The following is a 22,007-nucleotide window of genomic DNA, read 5'->3' as shown; positions in this document are numbered from 1 at the left end:
GAACCGTATCTTCTCCTTTCACAGAAACTTTCGCAGCCAAAGGAAAAGTTACACCGTAATTTTTCTGGCAAAATGCACCGATTTCAACATTCGTTCCCGGTTCTTGTCCACCAAAATTATTTGCAGGAAAACCTACAACAACCAATTTATCAGCATATTCTTTAGAAAGTTTTTCAAGATCTGCATACTGAGGAGTAAAACCGCATTCTGAAGCAGTGTTCACGATAAGAATTTTCTTTCCTTTAAAATCTGAAAAATTGATTGTTTTGCCTTCTTCAAGCGCATCTACTTTGTAGTCGTATATTGTTTGTGACATAGCCTGTTTGGTTTTTACTTTAGAAACTTCGCTTTTTTTCTGTGCGCAACTGTTAGAAAACGCCATAAAAGAAATAAGCACTATAAAAATCTTCTTCATTTTGAGATCTATTTTTTAAAATTTAAAACTATTTGCAGGAAATACTTTGTTGATCTCCACTTTGTTGAGGAGCATCACATAATCGCCATCTTTTTTGGCGCTTGCCGATTCAAACCTGAATGGCATCATCAAATTTCCTACCTTTTTGTAATCTGAATACGTTAAAGTTTCATCTTTTTTTATTTCTTTTAAAAGCATGAAAGATTTGGTATCAAAATAATAGTAGTTTTTATTCACATTTTTGGTGAGCTCTACTTTATGACAATAGATGTTTCCTACTTTTTCCTTGCCTAAATATTTTGCTTCAAAACCTTTATTTTCCCAGTCGATAAAATCATTATCAAAACTTTCCGGAATATATTCTTTATACTCCTGAATTTTGTTGGTTGCATAATTCATCGCATACCCTTTATTACCGTCATATCCTTCAATGGCTGTATCTTTTCCGCCAATTGTAATCACGGTTTTGGTTAAATTTGGTCTTTGCTGATATATTTTGATAGGATATTCGTCTTTAATTCCTAAAATTACTTTTCCCTGAAGCAATACAGAATTTAAAAGTTTCCAATTGGTTAATCCGCCGGATAATTCTATGTTCTTATCAATTATTTCTTTAGCAGTCTGAGCAAAAGACAATTGTGAAATGATCAGAACGAAAACGATGAATAATTTCTTCATTAAATCTATTTATAAAATCAAATATAAGTTTTTTTAATTTGAAAATTTGTCAATTAGATAATTTGAAAATTAATATTATCTATAGATTTTCAAATTGAATCATTTTCAAATTTTCAAATTAACTTCCTTGCTTTTTCTAAATCTTCCGGCGTATCGATACCTACGCCGATGAAATTGGTTTCTATTAATTTAATTTTCATACCATATTCCAGATAACGGATGCATTCTATTTTTTCTGAAATTTCCAAAGGTTTCATTTCCAGTTTTGAAAACTGAAGCAAAGCATGCTTTCTGAAAGCATACACTCCAATGTGTTTAAAATAATCAACATCAAAAGATATTTCCCTATGAAAAGGGATCACAGAACGACTAAAATACAATGCAAAACCATTGTTATCGGTAATTACTTTTACGTTATTCGGGTTTTCTATTTCCTCTTTTTCGTGAAGTTTTATTTTTAAAGAAGCTAAAGAAATTTCCTGATTTTCATCTTCTTTAAAAACTTCGATTAATTGCTGTAAAGGTTCTAATTTTAAGAACGGTTCGTCACCCTGAACATTGATGACAATATCACAATCAATATTCTGAACGGCTTCTGCGATCCGGTCGCTTCCCGTTTCGTGTTGTCCGGTCATTACCGCTTTTCCGCCGTTATTTTGAATTTCATTAAAAATAATTTCAGAATCTGTTGCTACAAAAACTTCATCAAAAAGTCCGGTTTCCACAACGTTTTGATAGGTTGTTGTGATCACTGTTTTTTCGCCCAAAATCTGCATCAGTTTTGCAGGAAAACGGCTTGCTTCGTAACGTGCAGGAATAACTGCGATGATTTTCATTGTATTAAAATATAAATTAATTTTAATTTTTAGCTTAAATAATTAACTAAAAAAATAATTCCGTAAATCCACGAGATGTACAGAAACGAATAAAAAAATCCGAATGCAAAGCTTTTCAACAAATCGCCTTTACATTTTCTCGAATTTTTGAATACCAATCGTAAAGCTCGGAAAAAAATCCAATATAACATCGCCGCAAAAAATAAAATTGCCGCCCAAAAGAAGAATCCTAAAAAATACAAGAGAAAAGCAAAAACAATGGTAATGATAAACCATAAAATTACAGAAAGTATAGCACCTCCGATACCATCTCCCGCATCAGGCGGATCAAATCCTGAAACATCCGGTAAAGAAACATTATCCGAATATTTTCTGATTCTTTCTCTGTGCAGAATGTGCCCTACATTATCTTTGAGCTTCCATCCAAAATAAAGTCCTGAACTGATAAAAATAAAAAATACTCCTGCTAAAATAGACAGAGAAACAACAGAATTCTGAAACAGCGTTCTGTGAGAATTTGTTCCGGAAAGCCAAACGCTTACAATCACCGAAATGATAACCGCTAAGTTGTATAGCTCAACCATTTTGTTTCTAAGAAATATCTTTTCGGAAGTTTCATTTTTGTGAATGGTACTTTTTATTTAAAACGTTTCGACTCCGCTCGGCATGACTATTCTAATAATATCTGTTGATTGTAACAGCTTTAACGATGTCATGCTGAGCGAAGTCGAAGCATTTTTATTTATTTTAAAAATTATTTTAAAGCATTTAAAGCATTTTCAAGTTTCGGCATCATTACCTCAATTTCTTCGATTGCCAAACCTCCTACAGAAGATCTGAACCAAGGCTCAGTTTTTTCTTCCCCGAAAGCTGAGAAAGGTACTAATGCAACTCCCGCTTCATTAATTAAATAGAAAACCAGATCTGAAGAGTTTTCAATAACCGTTCCGTCAGGTTTTGTTTTTCCGATATAATCTAATTTAATGGTAAGATATAAAGCTCCCATCGGCTCGATGCTTTCCACATTCAAACCTTTGTTTTTTAAATCCTGTATTCCGTTGTGAAGAACTTTTAAGCTTGCTTCTAGTTTTCCTTTAAAATCAGCAATAAAAGTATTTACATTTTCTGTATTCTGAAAATATTTTGCAGTTGCTTCCTGTTCCGGTTTTGGCGCCCAAGCTCCAACGTGAGTCAGCAAAGCTTTCATTTTATCAATAATATGAGCAGGGCCGAATCCCCATCCTACTCTCACTCCTGTTGCGGCAAGACATTTAGAAATCCCTTCAATATAAATGGTAAATTCTCTCATTTCAGGGAAAAGAGAAACCGGATCAACGTGTTTTGCACCAAACGTAAGATTAGAATAAATCTGATCGTACATTAAGTATAAAGGTTTTTCATCCGCTCCTCTTTTTGCATTTTCTTCCAGAATCATTTCACAGATTTCTCTTAACTGAGCTTCTGTAAACATAGTTCCTGTAGGATTTAACGGTGAACAAAGCGCTAAAAGTACAGCTCCGTCTAAATGAGGTTTCAGCTCTGCAGCAGTTGGTAAGAAATTGTTTTCGGGAGTGGTTTTTACTTCAACAGCATTTGCAGAAGTAAGATAAGCGTAATGATTGTTATTCCACGAAGGGATAGGATAAATAACCTTGTCTCCTTCATCAACAATTGTTTTATATACTGCATAAATCAAAGGTCTTGAACCTGCCGTAACCAGAATATCATTTGCTGAATAATCTAAATTCCATCTTGTTTTCAGGTCTTTGGAAACTTCATTTCTTAATGACAATAATCCGTTTGCAGGCGGATAATTGGTTAAATTATTCTGATACGCTTTCTGAATTTCTTCTTTTAATTCTGCAGGAATCGGGTAAAGATTAGAGTTCAAATCACCAATCGTAAGATTAGCAATTTCTGCACCTTTTGCCTTTAAATCATTTACTTCATTACCAATTTTTACAATTTCAGAACCAATAAGGTTTGCTGCTAATTTTGAAACTTTCACTTTTTATATATTAGATGTTAAATGTTATAAGTTATTAATTATGAATTATGAGTTTTTATTTTTTGTAGTTATAATAATGCTTCTAAGAATTTTCAAAATTTCAATTGCCGGATTTGATAATTTATCAAATTCTTCTTTTGAAATATATTTTGTTGCAAATAATAATTCTATCCAATAAATCGTTTCATCACATTCTTTTTGTGAAATAGATAATTTATGAATAAAATCTTGCCTGCTTTGAGCATTTAAAGCTTCACGTACATTTGCGCCTATCGAAGTTCCGGAACGCAAAAGCTGTTTAGATAAAACAAATTCTTTTTTCTCAGTGATAAAACTTTTATAAAAATTAACAATAAGTATAGCGAAGTCAAAACTTTTTTTACCAATAATGCTTTCACTCATAATTTATAATTCAAAACTTATAACTAATTATTTAATTTAACTGAAGATCTTTTCTTACCTGCTCAATTTTTGCTTCCAAAGCTTTTAATTTTTCTTTAAAATCTGCTTTTGATTCTAATGAATCTTTTACAGAAACGTAGAATTTTATTTTCGGCTCGGTTCCTGAAGGTCTGATACAAACTTTTGTATCATCCTGAGTATAATAAATTAAAACATTAGATTTTGGAATGTCATCCATTACATGTTTTTCATTTTCAGAAACTACAAAATTGGTTTGTTCTTTAAAATCTTTTATTTCTTCAACCAACGAACCAGCCAATTGTTTTGGTGGATTTTCACGGAAATTTTTCATCATATTCTGAATTTCTTCAGCTCCGTCTCTTCCTTTTTTCACGATGTTGATTAAACCTTCGTAATACATTCCGGTTTCCTGATAAATTTCGATCAGGTATTCATACATCGTTTTTCCGTTGGCTTTACACCAGGCTGCAATTTCGCAAGCTAAAATGATACTTCCGCAAGAATCTTTGTCACGAACGAAATCTCCGGTCATAAAACCGAAACTTTCTTCACCACCACAAACGAATTTTTCTTCACCTTCAAAATCGCGGATCATTTTTCCGATCCATTTGAAACCCGTTAAACCAACTTTGCAGTCAACTTCGAATTTCTCGGCGATATCAAAGAAAATATCTGACGTTACAATCGTAGAACCAATAAATTCTTTACCTGTAATTCTACCCTGTTTTTTCCATTGATCTAAAATATAATACGTTAAAATTGTATTACACTGATTTCCGTTTAACAGCTGAATTTCGCCTTCCAAATTTCTTACAGCAATTCCTAATCTGTCTCCATCAGGATCGGTTCCGATCACGATATCTGCATTGGTGATTTTAGCTAAATCCATCGCCATTTCCAAAGCTGCAGGTTCTTCCGGATTAGGAGAATCTACTGTCGGGAAATTTCCGCTTGGAATCATCTGTTCTTTTACCAGATCAATTTTTTTGAAACCTGCTTTCTCCAAAGCTTTTGGCACTGTTGCATACGTTGTTCCATGAATGGACGTGAAAACGATGTTTAAATTTTCTTTACCTACATTTTGATACGAAGAATTTTCAATACAGGCATCAATGTATACATCATCCTGCTCTTCTCCGATCCATTCGATCAGATCATCATTTCCTTCAAATTTTATTTCGTCAAATTTTACAGAATATACTTCATTGATAATCGCTTCATCATGCGGCGGAACGATTTGCGCTCCGTCATTCCAATACACTTTGTAACCGTTGTATTCCGGCGGATTATGTGACGCAGTCAAAACAATTCCTCCGTTACATTTTTTATCACGAACCGTAAAAGACAGTTCCGGAGTTGGTCTATGATTTTTGAACAAAAGAACTTTAATTCCGTTTGCTGTCAAAACATCTGCCACCAGTTTTCCAAATTCTTTTGAGTTATTTCTTACATCATAAGCAACTGCAACACTAATTTGTTCACCTTGAAACTGCTGCAACATATAATTTGCAAGTCCCTGTGTAGCTTGACCTAAAGTGTATTTATTTAAACGATTGGTTCCAACACCCATAATTCCTCTCATGCCTCCAGTTCCGAACTCTAATTCTCTGTAAAAAGAGTCTTCCAAATCGGGGGAATTGCCTTCAATTAACAATTGAACAGCATCTCTTGTTTCCTGGTCAAATGATTCATGCAACCAAAGTTTTGCTTTCTCTAATGTTGTCATATGTATATTTTGTTCGTTTATTTATATAGTTTGATTTCTAAATTAGGTAATTTTTCTTTTAATAAATCTAATTTTAATTGCAAATCATTTAATTCAAAAATAAAATTTCCAAAAATTTCCTTACTCATTTCAAAACTTATTGTTGTAGATTCTTCAGAAATATCAGATTCTGAAAAATCTCTCAAAACTGTATGTCCTTTTTCGAAAATAAAGTAAGCTTTTTGCTTATCAAAAATCGTTATTAATTCACATTTTTCTGAGACAGCATTAATTGTAGCCATACCAACTCGACAGAATTCATGTCCGACTTCCAAATGTTTTTTTTCGTTGCTACAAGCTCCGATTTTTGTCATGATACATTCGGCTTTGGTTAAATCCCAAGATTTTTCCAAAGACATCCCGGCATTGTATTCTACCTTTAAATATTTTTCATTAGCACTGATAACAATTTCACTGCAAATTCCATCAAAATATTCATCGATTGCATGACATAGAGCTCCAAATACTAAAGAATTTAAATTATTTTCTGTAAAACAATCTTCAAAATATAATTGAGGACGAAGTCTTACATGCTCAACTCCATCAAGACTTTGAATGTTACTCTCTATATATTTTTTTTCCTCCATTTATGTATTACTGCAATTTTTTATTCTCAACTCTCGTCGTATTTTCAACTTTAAAAGCTCTGATCGGGTCATTATAATACACAAATTTTGCTGTATTTTTTACACTTCCTTTCAGCGTATCTTTTACGTTGACCTCTGCATAATTTCCGTTTTGAGAATCTACATTCAGATTGACAATTTTCCAGTACGGAGCAATCAAACTTGCGGTATCTGAGATCTTTATCACCGCATCTTTTGTTTCACCTAAAAAATTGGCACGGCTGCGGTTTTGCATATCAATTTCCGCTCTTCTTGTGTTTAAAGAACCCATAAAAGTAGCATAATTCTTTAAATTTAATCTGAAATTATCCGTTTTAATTTCGCTTGAGATATTCATTTCCACAGAATCTGAAATTGAAACTTTCTCCAGATTATATTTAGAGTAAATCGTGATATTATAAAAATCTACTCCTTTTGTTTTTCTGTTTTCTTTGATCGAAAGCGTTTTATCGTCAACATCGATATCCAGATTTCCGGCTATATTCGGATAGGTCTCTACTTCTACAAAATTTTTAGGTCCTCTTGCATAAAATACGCGAAACTTGCCGTCAAGATCAAGGTTAACAAATTCTTCAACGTCAATTTCTTTTTTCTCTAAATTTCCTTTGGGAGAAATTTTACCACAGGAAATTATGATCAACGGAAATGCAAAAAGACATACAATTTTTCTCATAGAATTTAAATCAAAATAACTCATTAATTGTAAAAAATATTAATGGTAAACTCACTAAAAGATCTAAACATACCAATAATATTGACAGTTTATAATTATTGCTTAATAATTCTTTCTTTTCAAAAATAAAATTGAAAATCATTAAAGCAATCAGAGAAAACAACCAAAGCTTTTCTATTTCTACAGCTTTCGGAAAAGATTCTCTTATTTTAAAAGTTTTAAAAACTCTGTAGTTTACATAAAATGAATACATCAGATTACATAAAATTAAGCCCGTTTTTAAAAACTTACGTTTCATTTTTAGATAAAACTTAGATCACTTCGTCGATATTATAATTCTTATGCTCCCTGTTTGTTCTGATAATCATTTCGCCTAAAAATCCTGCTATAAATAGCAAAGTTCCCATCAACATCATCGTTAAAGCAATAAAAAACCAAGGATTATTGGTAATCAAATGCCCGTAAATTCCTCTTGCTACATCAATCAGTTTTGAAACTCCCAACCAAAGTGCCGAAAGAAAACCAATGATAAACATTAAAGTTCCTACCGCACCGAAAAAATGCATCGGTCTTCCGCCAAAACGACTTACAAACCAAAGGGTTACCAAATCTAAAAATCCACGAACGAATCTTTCTGTTCCGAATTTCGAGGTTCCGTAAGGTCTTGCCTGATGTGGAACTTCTTTTTCCGTAATTCTTCTGAAACCTGCATTGGCAGCCAAAACCGGAATGTAACGGTGCATATCTCCGTAAACATCAATCGATTTTACAACCTGTTTTTTATAAGCTTTCAGACCACAGTTAAAATCATGCAGATAAACGCCGGAAACTTTTCTTGCTGCTGCATTAAAAAGTTTTGAAGGGATATTTTTTGTCATTACGTTATCAAAACGCTTTTTCTTCCATCCGGAAACGATATCGTAATTGTCTTCGATCACCATTCTGTAGAGCTCGGGAATTTCTTCCGGGAAGTCTTGCAAATCTGCGTCCATTGTGATAATGACATCTCCGTTTGTTCTTTCAAAAGCTGCATGAAGCGCCTGAGATTTTCCGTAATTTTTTGAAAATTTTATTCCGTGGATTTGCGGATGCTGAATTTTTAAATTTTCAATAATGCTCCACGACAAATCTGTACTTCCGTCATCGATAAACCAGACTTCGTAAGATAAGCTGCTGGTTTTGCAAACGTTGTCGATTCTTGTAAACAACTCTTCGAGAGATTCTTCTTCGTTGAGTAACGGAATTACTATAGATAAATTCATTTAATTTTAATAAAAATTATTCTTGATTAATTGCTTCCTGATGGTTTGTTTTCTTTCTGAAAAACGCCCCGAAAAAGACAGACAAAATTACGTAAAATATAAGAATTGCAGCAAAATATCCTGAAAAATGACTTGCTGTAAGCATATCTTTATTTTTTATAGTCGCAGGATCAAACCTTTGAAGACCTTCCTTGTATTTTTGCTCCAGCTCATCAATGTCTTTTTGGTGTTTTAAAATCTTTTTTGCAGACTGATATTCTTTATCCAGTTCAGATTTCTGACGCTGCACATATTGATAATTCAAGAGTTTTTTAGCATCCGTATCGATAAAATTTAAGAAAGAAAAGATACTTACAATAGATAAAATTCCGCCTGTAAACATCGGAACGAAAGCTCTTTTGAAAGCTTCCTTAAAATTCATTTCATGCTTATTCCAATAAGATTTTACAGACCAAAAAGCAAATAAAACATATACAATCGGCAAAACAAAAGCGTTGACTTTCAATGTTGTATCAAAATATTCGATCCCCGAAAAAAATGTGTAGACTACAAAAAAGATCGCCATTGTGATGGCATACAATAAAATTCCTAAGGTAAGTGGACTTTTCGTCATAGTTTCAATTTTTAGAAAAATTTCTCAAAAAATATCGGTCTAAATTTCAGCGTTTTAGCTTTAATAAAGGGATTTTTAGAGATTTTTTCTGTAATAATATTTTTAATTTTAAAATAAGTTCCTATCTTTGCAACGGCAAGTCCTAAACAACCAGCTCCTGAGAATCCTCCAGGGTGGGAACGCAGCAAAGGTAATCGGTTGTAGCGGTGTGATTTAGGTAGCTTGCCATTTTTTATTTATTTAAGTTAAGAGATTAAGCAGATTTTATAAATTACTTAATCTCTTAATTTTTTTGTTATATCTCGAAGCTTTCTCCTAATTTTGGTAAGATCAATTCTACATTTTTATCAGCAAAATGTTTTGCTGCACTTTCATGATTAATTTCTATCGCAGGAAAAGTATCAAAATGACATCCGATTACTTTTGGAGTTTTCAGTAATTCTGACGCAGCAAAAGCTGCTTTTCTTGCACACATCGTGTAATGACCGCCAATTGGAAGGATCGATAAATCTAAATTTCCGAATAATTTCGGGAAAAGCTCCATATCTGCCATTACTCCTGTATCTCCCGCTAAATACACGTTTTTACCTTCAGGAAGTCTGAAAATATATCCTGCAGGAACTCCGCCATAGCTTCCGTCAGGGAAAGAGCTTGTATGATGAGCCGGAACCATAGAAATTTTCAGATCTTCGATTTTTGCTGATCCTCCTAAGTTTACATCATCTTTATTTTGAGCATTTTTAAAATAAGATTTTTAATTTTTATTTTGTTAAATATTTAAACACAAATGACACGAATTTTTTCACAAATTACGCTAATTAACATTCGTGATATTTGTGAAGAAATTAGTGTCATTTGTGTTTATTTAGATGGAAATTTATCTTCAATCAATCTCAGATTAATTCCGTGTTCCAAATAAGCTTTACAGCCATCTAAAACAGTGGTAAAACCGCCCGTATTGTCATTAATTACAGATAAAAGTTTTTCATCGGTTTCAGAATATCCGTAGCTTTTAATGATAACCAAAGTTCCTTTTTCCATTTCTTTAAACTCGTAATCTACATTATTGGAAAATAATCCCCACATTGTTTTTATAAGCTGATTCGGAATGATTTCGAGAACTTTCACTTCAGATTTTGCACCGTACATTTCCCATTCCCAGGTAATGGTTTTCCCTTCCTCAAGTTTTCCGGTCGATTTTGTAAACCAGAAATTGGTTGTGATTTCCGGATTAATAAATGCTTCAAAAACCTCATTAACCGGTTTTCGGATAAGCATCTGAGCCTGCACAAATATTTTAGATTCCATAACAGAAAGTTTTAGCTAAAATAATTAAGACCTACAGCCATTAAAAGAGCTATCATCAACGTCATTATTCCAACTTGTTTTAAAAAAGGGTCAAGCTGTTTCGGTTCTTTTACGGCCATGATCTGTCTTCTGATTTTCATTAACGGAAGAAATAAAATCATGACGATAAAAACGTAATATTTCTGCGACTGAATGAATCCGTTAATTCCCAAGAAGATCAAAATTAAAATTAAAGGAAGCTGTAAAAGAATAACTTCATAAATCATTGCATTTCTGAAACCGATCCTTAAAGCAAAACTGTTTTTCCCTGACAATCTGTCGCTTTCAATATCACGCATATTGTTAAGGTTTAAAACCGCCATACTCATCATTCCAATCGCAGTTCCCGGCAAAAGAATGTCCCAGGAAAAGGTTTTGGTAAACAGAAAATAACTTCCGCCAACCGAAACCAGACCGAAGAATATAAAGACGAAAATATCGCCCAATCCCATATATCCGTAAGGTTTTTTACCAACAGTATAGCCAATTGCCGCCAAAATACTTGCTAATCCCAATCCTATGAAAATATAAAATTCATTCATAAAATCAGGGATAAAAGCAATGTATAAAAGAGCAACCGTTGCTACAAAAGATAAAACAGAAAATAAAATCACTGCATTTTTCATTTGTTTTGCCGTAATTTTCCCGGAAGCAACCGCTCTTGCTTCTGCTTCGCCGATTCTTTTCGCGTCGGTTCCTTTTACGCCGTCTCCGTAATCATTGGCATAGTTTGATAAAACCTGGTACAGCAACGTCACCAAAAGCGCCAACGCAAAAATTTTCCAGTCCCAAAATCCTCCTTCTTCTCTGAGTCTCCATTTTGCGATGAAAGAACCCATAATAATTCCGCTTAATGATAGCGGTAACGTTCTCAACCTTGCGGCTTTTATCCAATCGGTCATAAATTATAATTGATAAGAGATAATTGATTAATGATATATCGATTATCATTAATTATTTATCATTTATTGTTTGATATTTCTATTTTATAAATAATATAATTCAAAAGTTTTTTAAGCTTTACAAAATTTAAAGCAACTATTTTAAAGCGTCCTGCAGAGGTATAAAAAGTAATACTTCCCAAGTTTGTTTTTCTTTGCCAAAAATACTGAGAAATTTTCACAGTTTGAAGCTTTTCTACCTCAAAAGTTCGGTTATCGATGTCCCAAATTCCTGATTTTAATCTGATAAATCTTTTGTTGTAAAATAATCTTAAGTTTCTGAAAGAAATCAGAATGAAAATTTCTGCTAAAGCAATGTAAAAAACCGCTAAAAACCAGTAATCGATGAGTATTTTTTTCTCAATAAACCAAACAAGAATCAGGGGTAAAATAATCCACTGAAAACTATTCAAAATAATCAATCTGAAATTTGGTTTCARCTCATTTTCAAAAACAGGATTTTCTTTCCAGATCGTTGATATCAGTTTTGCTTTTTCATTATTATTGATTCCCGGAACAGCTGCAACATTTTTTTCTTCTTCTTCATTTTTTCCGATCTGGAGAAATTTCACGTAAGAAATTTTCATTTTCTTCTGGATCCAGTTTTGGGTTTCGGTGATGACCTGAACTTTCATATTTTAAAATACTGAGTGTTGAAATTTTAATTGAACGAATGTTTTTAACCTCCTGATTATCTGAAAATTCTATGTTTTCTATTAAACTACTTTCGAGATTGCTTTCTGCTAAAAGATATTTCTTTAAATCTATTGCATTCTGCTGAGTTAATGCAGAAATTTTCACTTCTTTTTCAGAACTTCCGGGAATGTCGATTTCGAGTTTATAGATATTAAAAAACCGATGAACAAAAGGCTGCGAAATATTTACTTCTTGAATATTTTCTTTTTTAATTTTGGTGACCGATGTATTGATAATCCCTTCATGGATGACAAACTCTTCGTTTTCTTCATCAATATAATATTTGAAGTGATAATATTGTAAAACTGCCGAAACAATGAGGATTAAAAGTACGGCAATGATCGCAAGAACGATAATCCAGGATTCCATTTTATCTTTTCTGACAAAAAAGAGAATGACAAAAACCCATAGATTTTTAATCACCATTCCGATGTTGTACAAAAAAAGCAGAACGATCCCCGTTTTTGACTGTCTTTGAGGCTGAAAAAAAGAATTACGCTTCTCCTCCATCTTCTGTTTTTTCTTTCGAGATCGGAATCCTATTAAACGGAACTATAATTATGCTCCTTTTCAGCCAGCCATATTGATATACCAAGTCTTTTTCGCGAACCGCATATTTTCTGAATTTAAAGCCAATCAATGCATTCAGAAAAAGAAAAACGATCATCAGGAAAATTCCGATAACAATCGCCCAAACCTGAAACAAGCTCAGATTGAAATAAAAGAAATAAAAAGCTACAGCAACCGCAACGATTACAAAAATTGAAAATAAACCCAGATTAAACAAAATAATCTTGAGGTATTTTGGTGAAACGGCAACTAATTTTAAATCATCAAAATCAGGAATTTCAAGATCTAAAATCTGAGGGTTTTGAAAGTTTTGCTCCATGGTATAAAAATCTCTCACAGATGTTGCAGATAAAGCAGATTTTATTATAATTGATCTGCGAAATCTGCTAAATCCGCAAGATTTATTTAAACAAAATAATAGGTAATGAAATCACTCATTACCTATTACTTATTATTTATATTTTAAGAAATCCACTGATCTTTACCAAAATCCGGTTTTCTCTTTTCAAGGAAAGCATTTCTGCCTTCTTTTGCTTCTTCGGTCATGTACGCCAAACGGGTTGCTTCGCCTGCAAAAACCTGCTGTCCAACCATTCCGTCGTCGGTAAGGTTCATCGCAAACTTCAGCATTCTGATGGAAGTCGGAGATTTTGCTAAAATTTCCTGCGCCCATTCGTAAGCAGTATCTTCAAGCTCATCGTGAGGAATTACGGCATTCACCATTCCCATATCGAAAGCTTCCTGCGCCGAATAATTTCTTCCTAAAAAGAAAATCTCACGCGCTTTTTTTTGTCCGACCATTTTTGCTAAATAAGCAGAACCGTAACCGCCGTCAAAGCTTGTTACATCAGCATCAGTTTGCTTAAAAATTGCGTGCTCTTTACTTGCTAAAGTAAGATCACAAACTACGTGAAGCGAGTGACCGCCACCAACTGCCCAACCCGGAACAACAGCAATTACCGCTTTTGGCATAAAACGAATCAGCCTTTGAACTTCAAGAATATTTAAACGATGTCTTCCGTCTTCGCCTACATAACCTTGCTGCCCTCTTGCTTTTTGGTCACCGCCGCTGCAGAAAGCCCAAACTCCGTCTTTAGAACTTGGTCCTTCTCCTGAAAGCAAAACCACGCCAATTGACGGGTCTTCTGAAGCGTCATAAAAAGCATCGTACAATTCTGAAGTTGTTTTCGGTCTGAATGCATTGCGGATTTCAGGTCTGTTGAAGGCAATTCTTGCCACACCGTTGCATTTTTTATAAGTAATATCTTCGTATTCCTTTACGGTTTTCCACTCGATCATTTTGTAAAAATTTTTCCCAAATATACGGAATTAAGGAGAGATTTTTGTGACTTAAATATGAGTAATGGGTAATTGGTAATAAGTAATGGGATTTGAAATTTTTAAGGAAGTAAAATCTGCAGACGTGATTTGTAATTCAAAGTGAAAGGAAGTGGAATGAGTAACCTCAAGTTTTTAAAAAAAATTTATATTTAAATGCTAGAGAAATTTAAATATGTAAATTTGAATAAAGATTTTGATATGAGTACTTCCGAACTACGAATGAAACTTGAACTGATTAATAAAATATCTGTGTTAGATGATGCCAGAATCATCAAAGAGATAAAAAAACTTCTGGATTTTGAATTGGATGAAAAAGTATATGAACTTAATAAAAATCAAAAAGACAGAATTGAAGAAGCTCGTGCTGAATATAGAAATTCCCAGACATTAAATGAGAATGAAGCTAATAACGAAATCAATCAGTGGCTCAACGAAAAATAATTTGGACAAAGAAAGCCAATATTGAACGTAGAGAAATTTTAGAATATTGGATTGATAAAAATAAATCAGCAAGATTCAGTGAAAAATTGAATTTGCTTTTTATTGAATCTTTGAAGCAAATCTGCATTTATCCAAATCTCGGTAGGAAAACTAGTGATGAAAAAACAAGAGTTATCATTGTTAGGAATTATCTGATCTTTTACGAGTTTAATAATAACGAAATTATTGTACAATCAGTCTGGGATGGAAGGCGTGATTCAAAATAAAAGCCGACTCTCACGAATCGGCTTTTTAAATTTTTACAGTTTATCCAAAATCTTTTTCGGAAGAACTTTTGTCAATTGTTTTTTATATTCTGCATCGGCAAAAACCACTTTCCAGTTTTTCTTGTCTTTCGAAACGGCAACCATTTTCATTGGAGCATTAATCACATAAGCGCCATCTTTAGCAATGTATTCTACACTATTTTTACCATATTTTTTGGCAAGCATTTCTGAAATAGATTTTTTCATTTCTTCATTCATCGAGCTTACATCGGCTTTCAGCTTTAAATAGTAACTTGTGATCGAAAAATTTTCTCCGTCTATCAATTCAGGTTTTCCTACCGAAATAAATTTCATGTCTAAAACATCAATTTTCACAAAAGGATTATTGTAGGTCATGTTCAGCATCTGCGTAAACTGATCTTTGTTGACAGCCGTAAAAAATTTCGGGTAGATCGCATCTATAGTCTGATCGAGCTTTTTATATTTTATGGTATTGGCAAAATAAACCATCGATTTTCTGATCGCCTGATCGTCTGTATTTACTTTTTTCTGCGCAAAAGATGTAAGAGAGAAAATTATAAAAAGTGTGGTAATGAATTTTGTTTTCATGTCTAAATTTTAATTGTTTTCAAAACCTGTGAGTTTTGAAGATTTAAAAATACTAAAAAAACCGCCTTAGATAAGACGGTTTTATATATTTTATAAAAATATTCGATTAAGGAACTTTTACCAATTCTACATCGAAGATCAACCATGCATTTGGCGGAATAACTCCTCCTGCTCCTCTTTCTCCGTAGCCCATTGCCGGCGGAATCAGTAAAGTAGCGGTTTCACCTTCTTTTAACAACAAAATTCCTTCATCCCAACCTTTGATTACTCTTCCTGTTCCTACCGGGAATTCAAGAGGCTCATTTCTTTTGAATGAAGAATCAAACTCGGTTCCATTAGTCAATTTACCAGCATAATGCACTTGTACATTATCACCTGCTTTTGGAGCTTTTCCTTCTGTCTTTTTAGTGATTTTATAATAAAGACCAGATTCTGTCACCTGCATTCCTGCCTTTAGTTCTTCAAGAGCTTTTTTCGCTTCAGATTCAGCTTTTTCAGCCATCGCTTTGTTGTTTGCAGCAATTTTACTTTTTCCTTCGTTGAAAGTTTTAGCAGCGTCGTAGTTTTTGTATTCGTCACCTTTGCTGAAAATGCTTACTTTTTCTAAAACAATATCAGTTTTAGGTTTATCCTGAGCTCCTTTTTCAACAGCAGCAATAGAATCGATAACTTCAGTTCCTTTCACTACTGATCCGAAAATAGTGTGTCTTCCGTCTAACCAAGGTGTAGCAACTTCAGTGATAAAGAATTGAGAACCGTTTGTATTGGGACCGGAATTAGCCATCGAAAGAATCCCTTTTCCTGTATGTTTAAGATCGTTTTTCTCGTCTTCAAATTTGTATCCCGGATCTCCCATTCCTGTTCCCTGAGGATCACCTCCCTGAATCATGAAATCTTTTATCACTCTGTGGAAAATCGTTCCATCATAAAAAGGAACTCCTTTTGCTTTCGATTTGTTATCGATTTTACCTTCTGCAAGACCAACAAAGTTAGCCACAGTTACCGGTGATTTTTTGTCTTCAAACTTTACAATCATGTTACCTTTTGTGGTCTGAAGATTAGCATAAAGTCCGTCTTTAAGCCCTTCGTAAGTTTCTTTGTCTACGTTCATCTTTTTATAAATTGGGGTACAGCTTAAAAGCGAAACGCTTGCCGCTGCTAAGATTATATTTTTGTTTAAAAATTTCATTTACAGTGCTTTTAGTTTTATAATTAAAGGAATATCGTTATCAATTTTATTTTCATCTCCGTAAGTTCCGTAAGCGAGTGATGACGGAACGAGAAGGGTTACTTCTTCCCCATTTTGCATATACCGAAGTGCATTTTCTACTGCTTTTAGCTCATCAAAATGCCCAAATCTTGCATTGTTTCTGCTTATAGATTTATCATAAATCTTGGTCTGATCAAAATCATAAAGATCGTAAGAATACGAAATTGTAGATTCATCAGGTCTTTTTTCCCGCTTATCAAAACCGTCAACTGTCGTCCAGTAATTCATCTGTGTGGGAAAGAATTTTATGTTTTGATTTTTTATCCAATCCTGGATCTGCTGCCTTTCAATCGTGTTAAGATTTTTCATGCGGTTTCGGGAAACATCAAGATCATTTTGGTTCAAAACACCGCCAACCGGTGGATGCACCGGATTATTTCTTTTGCAGCCGAATAAGCTCAAAACAGATATGAAGAGTAATTTTTTCATAAAAACTTTTGCGAAAATAAGCATTTCGGGAATGATTAACAAAAGTTGTTGAATTTATTGAAATAAAATTTTTATTTTTTGAATATTAATTGTTTTAATTTAAATTTTTAGTTTTTAACCATTAAGATTTTTTAAATTTAAGATCTCTTAAGCAAAAATCAAAGATTTTATTTAGTACATCTGAAAGCGAAGCTAAACTTAAATAATCTTTACACTTAATAAATCTTAATGGTTAAAAATATTTAAGTTAAAAGATTATTTTTGAAGATTTTAAATCAGCAAGATCTGCGTGACAATTATCATTAAACTGATTCATTTTAAACAAAAAAAGCCGGAAATAACTCCCGACTTTATATTGATTTTAATTTTAAAAATTAAACCGTTTCTAATGCATGATCAACCAAAACTCTCCATCCGAAAGGATCTTCTGAAAGATTGTTTTGCAAATCAACCAAATCATTTTTAAGAATTACGGCATAGCTTTCTTCATCAGAAAGTCTTGGCAATTCAAGCTTTTCACCATTATAGCCTAAAGCCTGGAAAACTGTTGTAACAACCGCAGTTCCTACTCCCCAAACTTCTTTCAAAGTTCCTTTTTTCTGAGCCTCTACTACATCTTTTACTTTGATAGGTTCTACTTTTACTTCAAAACCTCTTCTCTTAGCCAATTGAATGAAGCTATCTCTGGTTACACCATCTAAGATTTTCTCTGAAGTCGGCGGAGTATAAATCGTATCGTTGATTCTTACAAAAACATTCATCGTTCCACTCTCTTCAAAATATTCGTGAGTAGCGTCATCAGTCCAGATAATCTGATCATAACCTTCTTCAATCGCCAATTGAGTCGGATAGAAAGAAGCTGCATAATTTCCTGCAGCTTTTGCAGAACCTACTCCACCATTTGCCGCTCTTGAATAATGATCTGAAATTTTCACAGAAACAGGCTCAGTATAATACATTTTTGCCGGTGTTGCTACGATTGCAAACATATATTTATTTGCCACTCTTGCTTTTAAAGCTTCTTCAGTAGCGAAAATCAAAGGTCTGATATACAAAGACATTCCTTCACCTTCCGGAATCCAGTCTCTGTCGATGTCTACTAAAGCTTTTAATCCATCCAAAAACATTTCTTCTGTAACTTCCGGCATTGCCAAACGTTTTGCAGATTTATTGATACGCTCAAAATTCTTTTCAGGCCTGAAAAGGAAAACCTGTCCGTCTTTATCTTTGTAAGCCTTCATGCCTTCAAAGCAAGCTTGCCCGTAATTTACTCCCATCATCGCAGGGGTAAACAATAACGGACCATAAGGAACCAATTTTACCTCGCCCCATTTTCCGTTTTCATACTCGCAGATAATCATATGATCGCTGAAAGTATTACCAAAAGAAAAATTATTGGGATCGAAAGTAGAAATTCTTGAGTTTTCTGTTTTTTGAATTATCATTTTTTAAAATTTTTATGATGTTCTACGTAGTAAAACATTGTTTATCAATGAATTAAACGAAAACTACCATTCTCATCATGGTGCGCTTCAGGAAGCCAATCATGTATTTATCAAAAATGGATTAAATTTAATAAATGATTACGAAATTAACATTTTAGAACTAGGTTTTGGAACAGGTTTGAATGTTTTGGTAACAATTAATGAATATTTAAAAACTGACAAAAATCATGTCATTCATTATTTTACGCTTGAAAAATACCCAATAAATGAATCTGAAATTGAAAATCTGGCATATTTTGAGCTTTTTGATAACACTGAATTAAAGAATATTTATCAAAAAATTCATCATTCTGAATGGGAGAAACCGGTAGAAATTATTCCCGGTTTTCATTTACATAAAATCCAATGCGATTTTTTTGATCTTAAAGACATTGATCTGCCGAAGATTAACCTTGTTTATTACGACTGCTTCGGAGCAAGAGTACAGCCCGACCTTTGGGAAAAACCTTTATTTGAAATGGTTTCAGACAAAATGAATATAAACGGATTATTAACAACCTATTCTTCTAAAGGAAGTGTGAGACGCATTTTACAGGAGCTTAATTTTAAAGTTGAAAAAAAACAAGGCCCTCCCGGAAAAAGAGAAATGATTAATGCGATAAAAGGATGATAATGATTAATTGTTAATTGTTAATTGTTAATTGTTAATTATAAACGTAAATCATTGAGTATGCCTAAAGCTTATAATTTTTCTGATTAAAATTGATAATTCATAATTAATCATTAATAATTGACAATAATTTTTTCCCTATTTTAGCTAAGCAAAATACTATTTATGATTGACAATATTAATGTAAGGGTTTATGCGTGTGTTGTAAAAGACGGGAAAGTTCTTACGCTTTTTGAAGAATATGCGGGACAGCCTTTAATGAAATTTCCCGGCGGCGGATTAGAATATGGAGAAGGCTTGACAGATTGCCTGAAACGTGAGTTTGAAGAGGAACTGAATGTAAATATAGAAATTGTAGAGCATCTTTATACGCAGGAAGATTTTTTGGTTTCGCGCTTCAAAGAAAACGAGCAGCTTCTTACTATATATTATATGGTAAACATAATAAATGAAGAGGATTTTATTATTCTTGATCCCTGCATAGAAAAAATAGACTGGGTTTCTATAAACTCTACCGAGAATCCTTTCAGTCTGCCTGTTGACAAAATAGTTTTCGATAAACTGAAAGAAAAATTCCTGTAAATATTTACAGGAATTTTCTTTTATTTTGATACTCTAAAATCTTGAGCTCCGGGATAAGGCTGCAGATAACCTGAATTCCAGTTGGATTGCAATAACGATTCTAAAAACTCGTCTGTTCTGTTTTTGTGAGGATTATACTGATCTTTCAAATCAATATCTGCCATTTTTCCTTTTACATTCCACCAGAAAGCACTCCATCCACCACGCAATTCTTTAATGATCTCATACACGTTTTTCCCGGTTGCCCTGTTCATTAATTTTGCAAAAACCTGACCTTCCGTTGTCGTAAGATCCCTCAACTGCTTTTCATATTGGTCGGCAARCATATTTTGTCGGTCTTTTACATATTTTCTTTTGGCAGCACTGTCAAGATTATTCATCTCACCCTGAATATCCCTGTATTGCTGCAATGCAGTTAAAAACAAAGGATAAACACGATATAATTTTTTATTTAAAAAGAAGTAATAATTCTTATCGAGTTGATTATTAAATTTAGGTTTATTTAAAAGAACCAGCTCATCCATCACCACGACAGTTTCACCGTTGATTTCGTAGAACTTAGCCTTTTGTCTCGCATCATAATAATATTTGTTGCCAAACTCATCTGTCCTTAGCTCTTCCGGTGGATATTGACTGAGAGGTTTTATTGCTACAGAATCTTTCCCCTGCCCGGAAATACCGATCACAAAAAACAGGAGAAAAAGACAAGCGATTTTATGAAATTTCATTATTTTTACACTTATTATAACAAAATCTGTTAACAAAAATCATTCCCTTTATATGAAATTCGAAAAGAAATCTTTGAAATTTTTAGAGAAATATTTAAACACTTCATCACCAACCGGTTACGAACACGACGGACAAAAAGTCTGGATGGATTACATCACTCCGTATGTAGACAAAGTAGAAGTTGATCATTACGGAACCTGCTACGGAATCATCAATCCCGAAGCAGAATTCAAGGTAGTTATTGAAGCCCATGCTGATGAAATTTCCTGGTACGTTAATTATATTACAGACGACGGATTAATTTATGTAATTAGAAACGGAGGTTCAGACCAAACTATCGCTCCTTCCAAAGTTGTACACATTCACGGTGAAAAAGGAATAGTAAAAGGAGTTTTCGGATGGCCCGCAATTCACACAAGAAGTGCTAATCAGAATGAGCCGACTCCAAAAATTGAAAATATCTTTATCGATTGCGGAGCAACTTCAAAACAGGAAGTTGAAGATCTGGGAATTTTTGTAGGATGCATGATCACTTATCCTGATGAATTTTTCGAAATGAATGACCGTTATTTCGTTTGCAGAGCTTTAGATAACAGAATCGGCGGATTTATGATCGCAGAAGTTGCCAGACTTTTAAACGAAAATAAAAAACAAATCCCTTTCGGTTTATACATCACCAATTCGGTACAGGAAGAAGTTGGTCTTTACGGAGCAGACATGATTGCAGATACCATCAAACCCAACATTGCTATTGTTACAGACGTTACCCACGACACCACAACCCCAATGATTGAAAAGAAAAAAGAAGGCGATCAGAAATGCGGCGACGGTCCGGTTGTATTTTTTGCACCAAGCGTGCATCACACTATAAGAGAGTTGATTATTGACACTGCAAAAACTAAAAAAATTCCTTACCAAAGAGCAGCAGCAAGCCGTGCTACAGGTACAGATACAGATGCTTTCGCTCATTCCAATGGAGGTGTACCAAGTGCTTTGATTTCCTTACCTTTGCGCTACATGCACACCACAGTAGAAATGGTTTCTAAAGAAGACGTTGGAAATGTAATTCAGCTGATTTACGAAACACTTTTGAAGATAAAGCCTGAAATGAAACTGAAATATCATTAAAAGATTCAAGAAACAAGAATCAAGAATCAATTAACTGAAATCCAAAAAAATGATGTATTCTTTTAAAAATAATTTGAAAGATTGAATCTCAAAAATTTGTTTCATAAATCTAATATCTTGAATCTAATATCTAGTATCTAATATAAAAAGTAAAAATGAAAACGAAGCTTATTGCTCCTTCCCTTTAATCTGCAGACGTCGGGAACCTGCAAAGAGACATTGAAATGCTGAACAATTCTCAAGC

At 33.5% G+C, this 22,007-nt stretch carries 27 protein-coding genes, 1 other RNA gene and 2 pseudogenes; 7 read left to right on the top strand and 23 right to left on the bottom strand.

The features are described from left to right. The 11 genes from AB4Y90_RS10420 to AB4Y90_RS10370 all read right to left on the bottom strand — a co-directional run. A partial coding sequence (locus AB4Y90_RS10420) for a glutathione peroxidase (protein WP_441557451.1) occupies positions 1 to 415 on the bottom strand: 415 nt, incomplete at its 3' end. Positions 416 to 430: 15 nt separating this feature from the next. Beyond that, positions 431 to 1,093, bottom strand: coding sequence for a histidine kinase (locus AB4Y90_RS10415; RefSeq protein ID WP_441557450.1), 663 nt, complete (start codon positions 1,091 to 1,093; stop codon positions 431 to 433). A gap of 113 nt (positions 1,094 to 1,206) precedes the next feature. Next, positions 1,207 to 1,929 carry a 3-deoxy-manno-octulosonate cytidylyltransferase gene (gene kdsB / locus AB4Y90_RS10410; RefSeq protein ID WP_441557449.1) on the bottom strand — a complete coding sequence of 241 codons (723 nt, stop codon included), beginning with the start codon at positions 1,927 to 1,929 and terminating at the stop codon, positions 1,207 to 1,209. A gap of 29 nt (positions 1,930 to 1,958) precedes the next feature. Then, positions 1,959 to 2,513: a hypothetical protein gene (locus AB4Y90_RS10405; RefSeq protein ID WP_441557447.1), complete on the bottom strand. Its 555-nt coding sequence runs from the start codon at positions 2,511 to 2,513 to the stop codon at positions 1,959 to 1,961. A 170-nt stretch (positions 2,514 to 2,683) separates the two neighbouring features. After that, on the bottom strand, positions 2,684 to 3,937 hold the full coding sequence (locus AB4Y90_RS10400; protein WP_441557446.1) for a pyridoxal phosphate-dependent aminotransferase: 1,254 nt from the start codon (positions 3,935 to 3,937) through the stop codon (positions 2,684 to 2,686). 45 nt (positions 3,938 to 3,982) lie between these two features. Continuing rightward, on the bottom strand, positions 3,983 to 4,339 hold the full coding sequence (locus tag AB4Y90_RS10395; protein WP_441557444.1) for a four helix bundle protein: 357 nt from the start codon (positions 4,337 to 4,339) through the stop codon (positions 3,983 to 3,985). A 31-nt stretch (positions 4,340 to 4,370) separates the two neighbouring features. Further along, complete coding sequence (locus AB4Y90_RS10390; RefSeq protein ID WP_441557443.1) at positions 4,371 to 6,086, bottom strand: phospho-sugar mutase; 1,716 nt, start codon at positions 6,084 to 6,086, stop codon at positions 4,371 to 4,373. A gap of 17 nt (positions 6,087 to 6,103) precedes the next feature. Further along, positions 6,104 to 6,712, bottom strand: a complete 609-nt coding sequence (locus AB4Y90_RS10385) for a hypothetical protein (RefSeq protein ID WP_441557442.1) — start codon at positions 6,710 to 6,712, stop codon at positions 6,104 to 6,106. Between the two features lie 7 nt (positions 6,713 to 6,719). Next, on the bottom strand, positions 6,720 to 7,424 hold the full coding sequence (locus AB4Y90_RS10380; protein ID WP_441557441.1) for a GIN domain-containing protein: 705 nt from the start codon (positions 7,422 to 7,424) through the stop codon (positions 6,720 to 6,722). Positions 7,425 to 7,735: 311 nt separating this feature from the next. Next, positions 7,736 to 8,686 (bottom strand): glycosyltransferase family 2 protein, encoded by a 951-nt coding sequence (locus AB4Y90_RS10375; protein WP_441557439.1) that lies wholly within the window; start codon positions 8,684 to 8,686, stop codon positions 7,736 to 7,738. A gap of 16 nt (positions 8,687 to 8,702) precedes the next feature. Further along, entirely contained in the window at positions 8,703 to 9,299 is a 597-nt protein-coding gene (locus AB4Y90_RS10370; protein WP_441557438.1) for a DUF4199 domain-containing protein, read from the bottom strand. 133 nt (positions 9,300 to 9,432) lie between these two features. Here AB4Y90_RS10370 and ffs point away from each other — a divergent pair. After that, an RNA gene (gene ffs / locus AB4Y90_RS10365) (signal recognition particle sRNA small type) lies at positions 9,433 to 9,530 on the top strand. Positions 9,531 to 9,594: 64 nt separating this feature from the next. Here the strand turns inward: ffs and AB4Y90_RS10360 are convergent. The 7 genes and pseudogenes from AB4Y90_RS10360 to AB4Y90_RS10330 form a co-directional block, all read right to left on the bottom strand. Then, positions 9,595 to 10,047 (bottom strand): annotated as a pseudogene (locus AB4Y90_RS10360) (MBL fold metallo-hydrolase); the annotation flags it as partial. A 113-nt stretch (positions 10,048 to 10,160) separates the two neighbouring features. Continuing rightward, complete coding sequence (locus AB4Y90_RS10355) at positions 10,161 to 10,607, bottom strand: SRPBCC family protein (RefSeq protein WP_441557436.1); 447 nt, start codon at positions 10,605 to 10,607, stop codon at positions 10,161 to 10,163. An 11-nt stretch (positions 10,608 to 10,618) separates the two neighbouring features. Continuing rightward, positions 10,619 to 11,548, bottom strand: a complete 930-nt coding sequence (menA, locus tag AB4Y90_RS10350) for a 1,4-dihydroxy-2-naphthoate octaprenyltransferase (protein WP_441557435.1) — start codon at positions 11,546 to 11,548, stop codon at positions 10,619 to 10,621. 59 nt (positions 11,549 to 11,607) lie between these two features. Beyond that, positions 11,608 to 12,159, bottom strand: a complete 552-nt coding sequence (locus tag AB4Y90_RS10345) for a PH domain-containing protein (RefSeq protein WP_441557434.1) — start codon at positions 12,157 to 12,159, stop codon at positions 11,608 to 11,610. Next, positions 12,131 to 12,793, bottom strand: coding sequence for a PH domain-containing protein (locus AB4Y90_RS10340; protein WP_441557433.1), 663 nt, complete (start codon positions 12,791 to 12,793; stop codon positions 12,131 to 12,133). Before AB4Y90_RS10340 ends, AB4Y90_RS10345 begins: the two co-directional genes overlap by 29 nt. Next, on the bottom strand, positions 12,777 to 13,172 hold the full coding sequence (locus AB4Y90_RS10335) for a PH domain-containing protein (RefSeq protein ID WP_441557431.1): 396 nt from the start codon (positions 13,170 to 13,172) through the stop codon (positions 12,777 to 12,779). The genes AB4Y90_RS10340 and AB4Y90_RS10335 overlap by 17 nt, the downstream gene beginning before the upstream one ends. Positions 13,173 to 13,315: 143 nt before the next feature. Then, entirely contained in the window at positions 13,316 to 14,152 is an 837-nt protein-coding gene (locus AB4Y90_RS10330; protein WP_034676149.1) for a 1,4-dihydroxy-2-naphthoyl-CoA synthase, read from the bottom strand. A 195-nt stretch (positions 14,153 to 14,347) separates the two neighbouring features. Between AB4Y90_RS10330 and AB4Y90_RS10325 the strand changes: the two genes are divergently transcribed. Both AB4Y90_RS10325 and AB4Y90_RS10320 read left to right on the top strand, forming a co-directional pair. Further along, positions 14,348 to 14,635, top strand: coding sequence for a hypothetical protein (locus AB4Y90_RS10325; protein WP_441557430.1), 288 nt, complete (start codon positions 14,348 to 14,350; stop codon positions 14,633 to 14,635). Continuing rightward, complete coding sequence (locus AB4Y90_RS10320) at positions 14,617 to 14,901, top strand: type II toxin-antitoxin system RelE/ParE family toxin (RefSeq protein ID WP_441557428.1); 285 nt, start codon at positions 14,617 to 14,619, stop codon at positions 14,899 to 14,901. Before AB4Y90_RS10325 ends, AB4Y90_RS10320 begins: the two co-directional genes overlap by 19 nt. Before the next feature lie 33 nt (positions 14,902 to 14,934). Here AB4Y90_RS10320 and AB4Y90_RS10315 read toward each other — a convergent pair whose 3' ends face one another. From AB4Y90_RS10315 to AB4Y90_RS10300, 4 genes are all read right to left on the bottom strand, one after another. Further along, positions 14,935 to 15,510, bottom strand: a complete 576-nt coding sequence (locus AB4Y90_RS10315; RefSeq protein WP_441557427.1) for a hypothetical protein — start codon at positions 15,508 to 15,510, stop codon at positions 14,935 to 14,937. 106 nt (positions 15,511 to 15,616) lie between these two features. After that, positions 15,617 to 16,621, bottom strand: a complete 1,005-nt coding sequence (locus tag AB4Y90_RS10310; protein WP_441557453.1) for a peptidylprolyl isomerase — start codon at positions 16,619 to 16,621, stop codon at positions 15,617 to 15,619. Positions 16,622 to 16,699: 78 nt separating this feature from the next. Further along, positions 16,700 to 17,209 carry an FKBP-type peptidyl-prolyl cis-trans isomerase gene (locus AB4Y90_RS10305; RefSeq protein WP_441557426.1) on the bottom strand — a complete coding sequence of 170 codons (510 nt, stop codon included), beginning with the start codon at positions 17,207 to 17,209 and terminating at the stop codon, positions 16,700 to 16,702. 374 nt (positions 17,210 to 17,583) lie between these two features. Continuing rightward, positions 17,584 to 18,654 (bottom strand): branched-chain amino acid aminotransferase, encoded by a 1,071-nt coding sequence (locus tag AB4Y90_RS10300; RefSeq protein WP_441557424.1) that lies wholly within the window; start codon positions 18,652 to 18,654, stop codon positions 17,584 to 17,586. A gap of 37 nt (positions 18,655 to 18,691) precedes the next feature. On the opposite strand from AB4Y90_RS10300, the gene mnmD reads away from it, so the two are divergent. Then, a complete protein-coding gene (gene mnmD / locus AB4Y90_RS10295) occupies positions 18,692 to 19,324 on the top strand; it encodes a tRNA (5-methylaminomethyl-2-thiouridine)(34)-methyltransferase MnmD (RefSeq protein WP_441557423.1) in 633 nt (210 codons plus the stop codon). 165 nt (positions 19,325 to 19,489) lie between these two features. Beyond that, entirely contained in the window at positions 19,490 to 19,906 is a 417-nt protein-coding gene (locus AB4Y90_RS10290) for an NUDIX hydrolase (protein ID WP_441557421.1), read from the top strand. Positions 19,907 to 19,926: 20 nt separating this feature from the next. On the opposite strand, the gene AB4Y90_RS10285 is transcribed toward AB4Y90_RS10290, so the two are convergent. Beyond that, a complete protein-coding gene (locus AB4Y90_RS10285; protein ID WP_441557420.1) occupies positions 19,927 to 20,634 on the bottom strand; it encodes a DUF4294 domain-containing protein in 708 nt (235 codons plus the stop codon). 52 nt (positions 20,635 to 20,686) lie between these two features. Between AB4Y90_RS10285 and chrP the strand changes: the two genes are divergently transcribed. Together chrP and AB4Y90_RS10275 are read left to right on the top strand one after the other, a co-directional pair. Further along, positions 20,687 to 21,763, top strand: a complete 1,077-nt coding sequence (gene chrP / locus AB4Y90_RS10280; RefSeq protein ID WP_441557418.1) for a chryseobasin maturation metalloprotease ChrP — start codon at positions 20,687 to 20,689, stop codon at positions 21,761 to 21,763. Positions 21,764 to 21,918: 155 nt separating this feature from the next. Further along, a pseudogene (locus tag AB4Y90_RS10275) lies at positions 21,919 to 22,007 on the top strand (ribulose-phosphate 3-epimerase); the annotation flags it as partial.

The organism is Chryseobacterium sp. 2TAF14, from assembly GCF_052115105.1.
GTDB lineage: Bacteria > Bacteroidota > Bacteroidia > Flavobacteriales > Weeksellaceae > Chryseobacterium.
This window is presented reverse-complemented; position numbering and strand designations above follow the sequence as displayed.

What these genes read in the sequence shown, in the direction of transcription:
- AB4Y90_RS10415 (WP_441557450.1), bottom strand. Translation starts at nt 1,093, where the DNA reads ATGAAGAAATTATTCATCGTTTTCGTTCTGATCATTTCACAATTGTCT.
- kdsB (WP_441557449.1), bottom strand. Translation starts at nt 1,929, where the DNA reads ATGAAAATCATCGCAGTTATTCCTGCACGTTACGAAGCAAGCCGTTTT.
- AB4Y90_RS10405 (WP_441557447.1), bottom strand. Translation starts at nt 2,513, where the DNA reads ATGGTTGAGCTATACAACTTAGCGGTTATCATTTCGGTGATTGTAAGC.
- AB4Y90_RS10395 (WP_441557444.1), bottom strand. Translation starts at nt 4,339, where the DNA reads ATGAGTGAAAGCATTATTGGTAAAAAAAGTTTTGACTTCGCTATACTT.
- AB4Y90_RS10390 (WP_441557443.1), bottom strand. Translation starts at nt 6,086, where the DNA reads ATGACAACATTAGAGAAAGCAAAACTTTGGTTGCATGAATCATTTGAC.
- AB4Y90_RS10385 (WP_441557442.1), bottom strand. Translation starts at nt 6,712, where the DNA reads ATGGAGGAAAAAAAATATATAGAGAGTAACATTCAAAGTCTTGATGGA.
- AB4Y90_RS10380 (WP_441557441.1), bottom strand. Translation starts at nt 7,424, where the DNA reads ATGAGAAAAATTGTATGTCTTTTTGCATTTCCGTTGATCATAATTTCC.
- AB4Y90_RS10375 (WP_441557439.1), bottom strand. Translation starts at nt 8,686, where the DNA reads ATGAATTTATCTATAGTAATTCCGTTACTCAACGAAGAAGAATCTCTC.
- AB4Y90_RS10370 (WP_441557438.1), bottom strand. Translation starts at nt 9,299, where the DNA reads ATGACGAAAAGTCCACTTACCTTAGGAATTTTATTGTATGCCATCACA.
- AB4Y90_RS10355 (WP_441557436.1), bottom strand. Translation starts at nt 10,607, where the DNA reads ATGGAATCTAAAATATTTGTGCAGGCTCAGATGCTTATCCGAAAACCG.
- menA (WP_441557435.1), bottom strand. Translation starts at nt 11,548, where the DNA reads ATGACCGATTGGATAAAAGCCGCAAGGTTGAGAACGTTACCGCTATCA.
- AB4Y90_RS10340 (WP_441557433.1), bottom strand. Translation starts at nt 12,793, where the DNA reads ATGGAGGAGAAGCGTAATTCTTTTTTTCAGCCTCAAAGACAGTCAAAA.
- AB4Y90_RS10335 (WP_441557431.1), bottom strand. Translation starts at nt 13,172, where the DNA reads ATGGAGCAAAACTTTCAAAACCCTCAGATTTTAGATCTTGAAATTCCT.
- AB4Y90_RS10330 (WP_034676149.1), bottom strand. Translation starts at nt 14,152, where the DNA reads ATGATCGAGTGGAAAACCGTAAAGGAATACGAAGATATTACTTATAAA.
- AB4Y90_RS10325 (WP_441557430.1), top strand. Translation starts at nt 14,348, where the DNA reads ATGCTAGAGAAATTTAAATATGTAAATTTGAATAAAGATTTTGATATG.
- AB4Y90_RS10315 (WP_441557427.1), bottom strand. Translation starts at nt 15,510, where the DNA reads ATGAAAACAAAATTCATTACCACACTTTTTATAATTTTCTCTCTTACA.
- AB4Y90_RS10310 (WP_441557453.1), bottom strand. Translation starts at nt 16,621, where the DNA reads ATGAACGTAGACAAAGAAACTTACGAAGGGCTTAAAGACGGACTTTAT.
- AB4Y90_RS10305 (WP_441557426.1), bottom strand. Translation starts at nt 17,209, where the DNA reads ATGAAAAAATTACTCTTCATATCTGTTTTGAGCTTATTCGGCTGCAAA.
- AB4Y90_RS10300 (WP_441557424.1), bottom strand. Translation starts at nt 18,654, where the DNA reads ATGATAATTCAAAAAACAGAAAACTCAAGAATTTCTACTTTCGATCCC.
- AB4Y90_RS10290 (WP_441557421.1), top strand. Translation starts at nt 19,490, where the DNA reads ATGATTGACAATATTAATGTAAGGGTTTATGCGTGTGTTGTAAAAGAC.
- chrP (WP_441557418.1), top strand. Translation starts at nt 20,687, where the DNA reads ATGAAATTCGAAAAGAAATCTTTGAAATTTTTAGAGAAATATTTAAAC.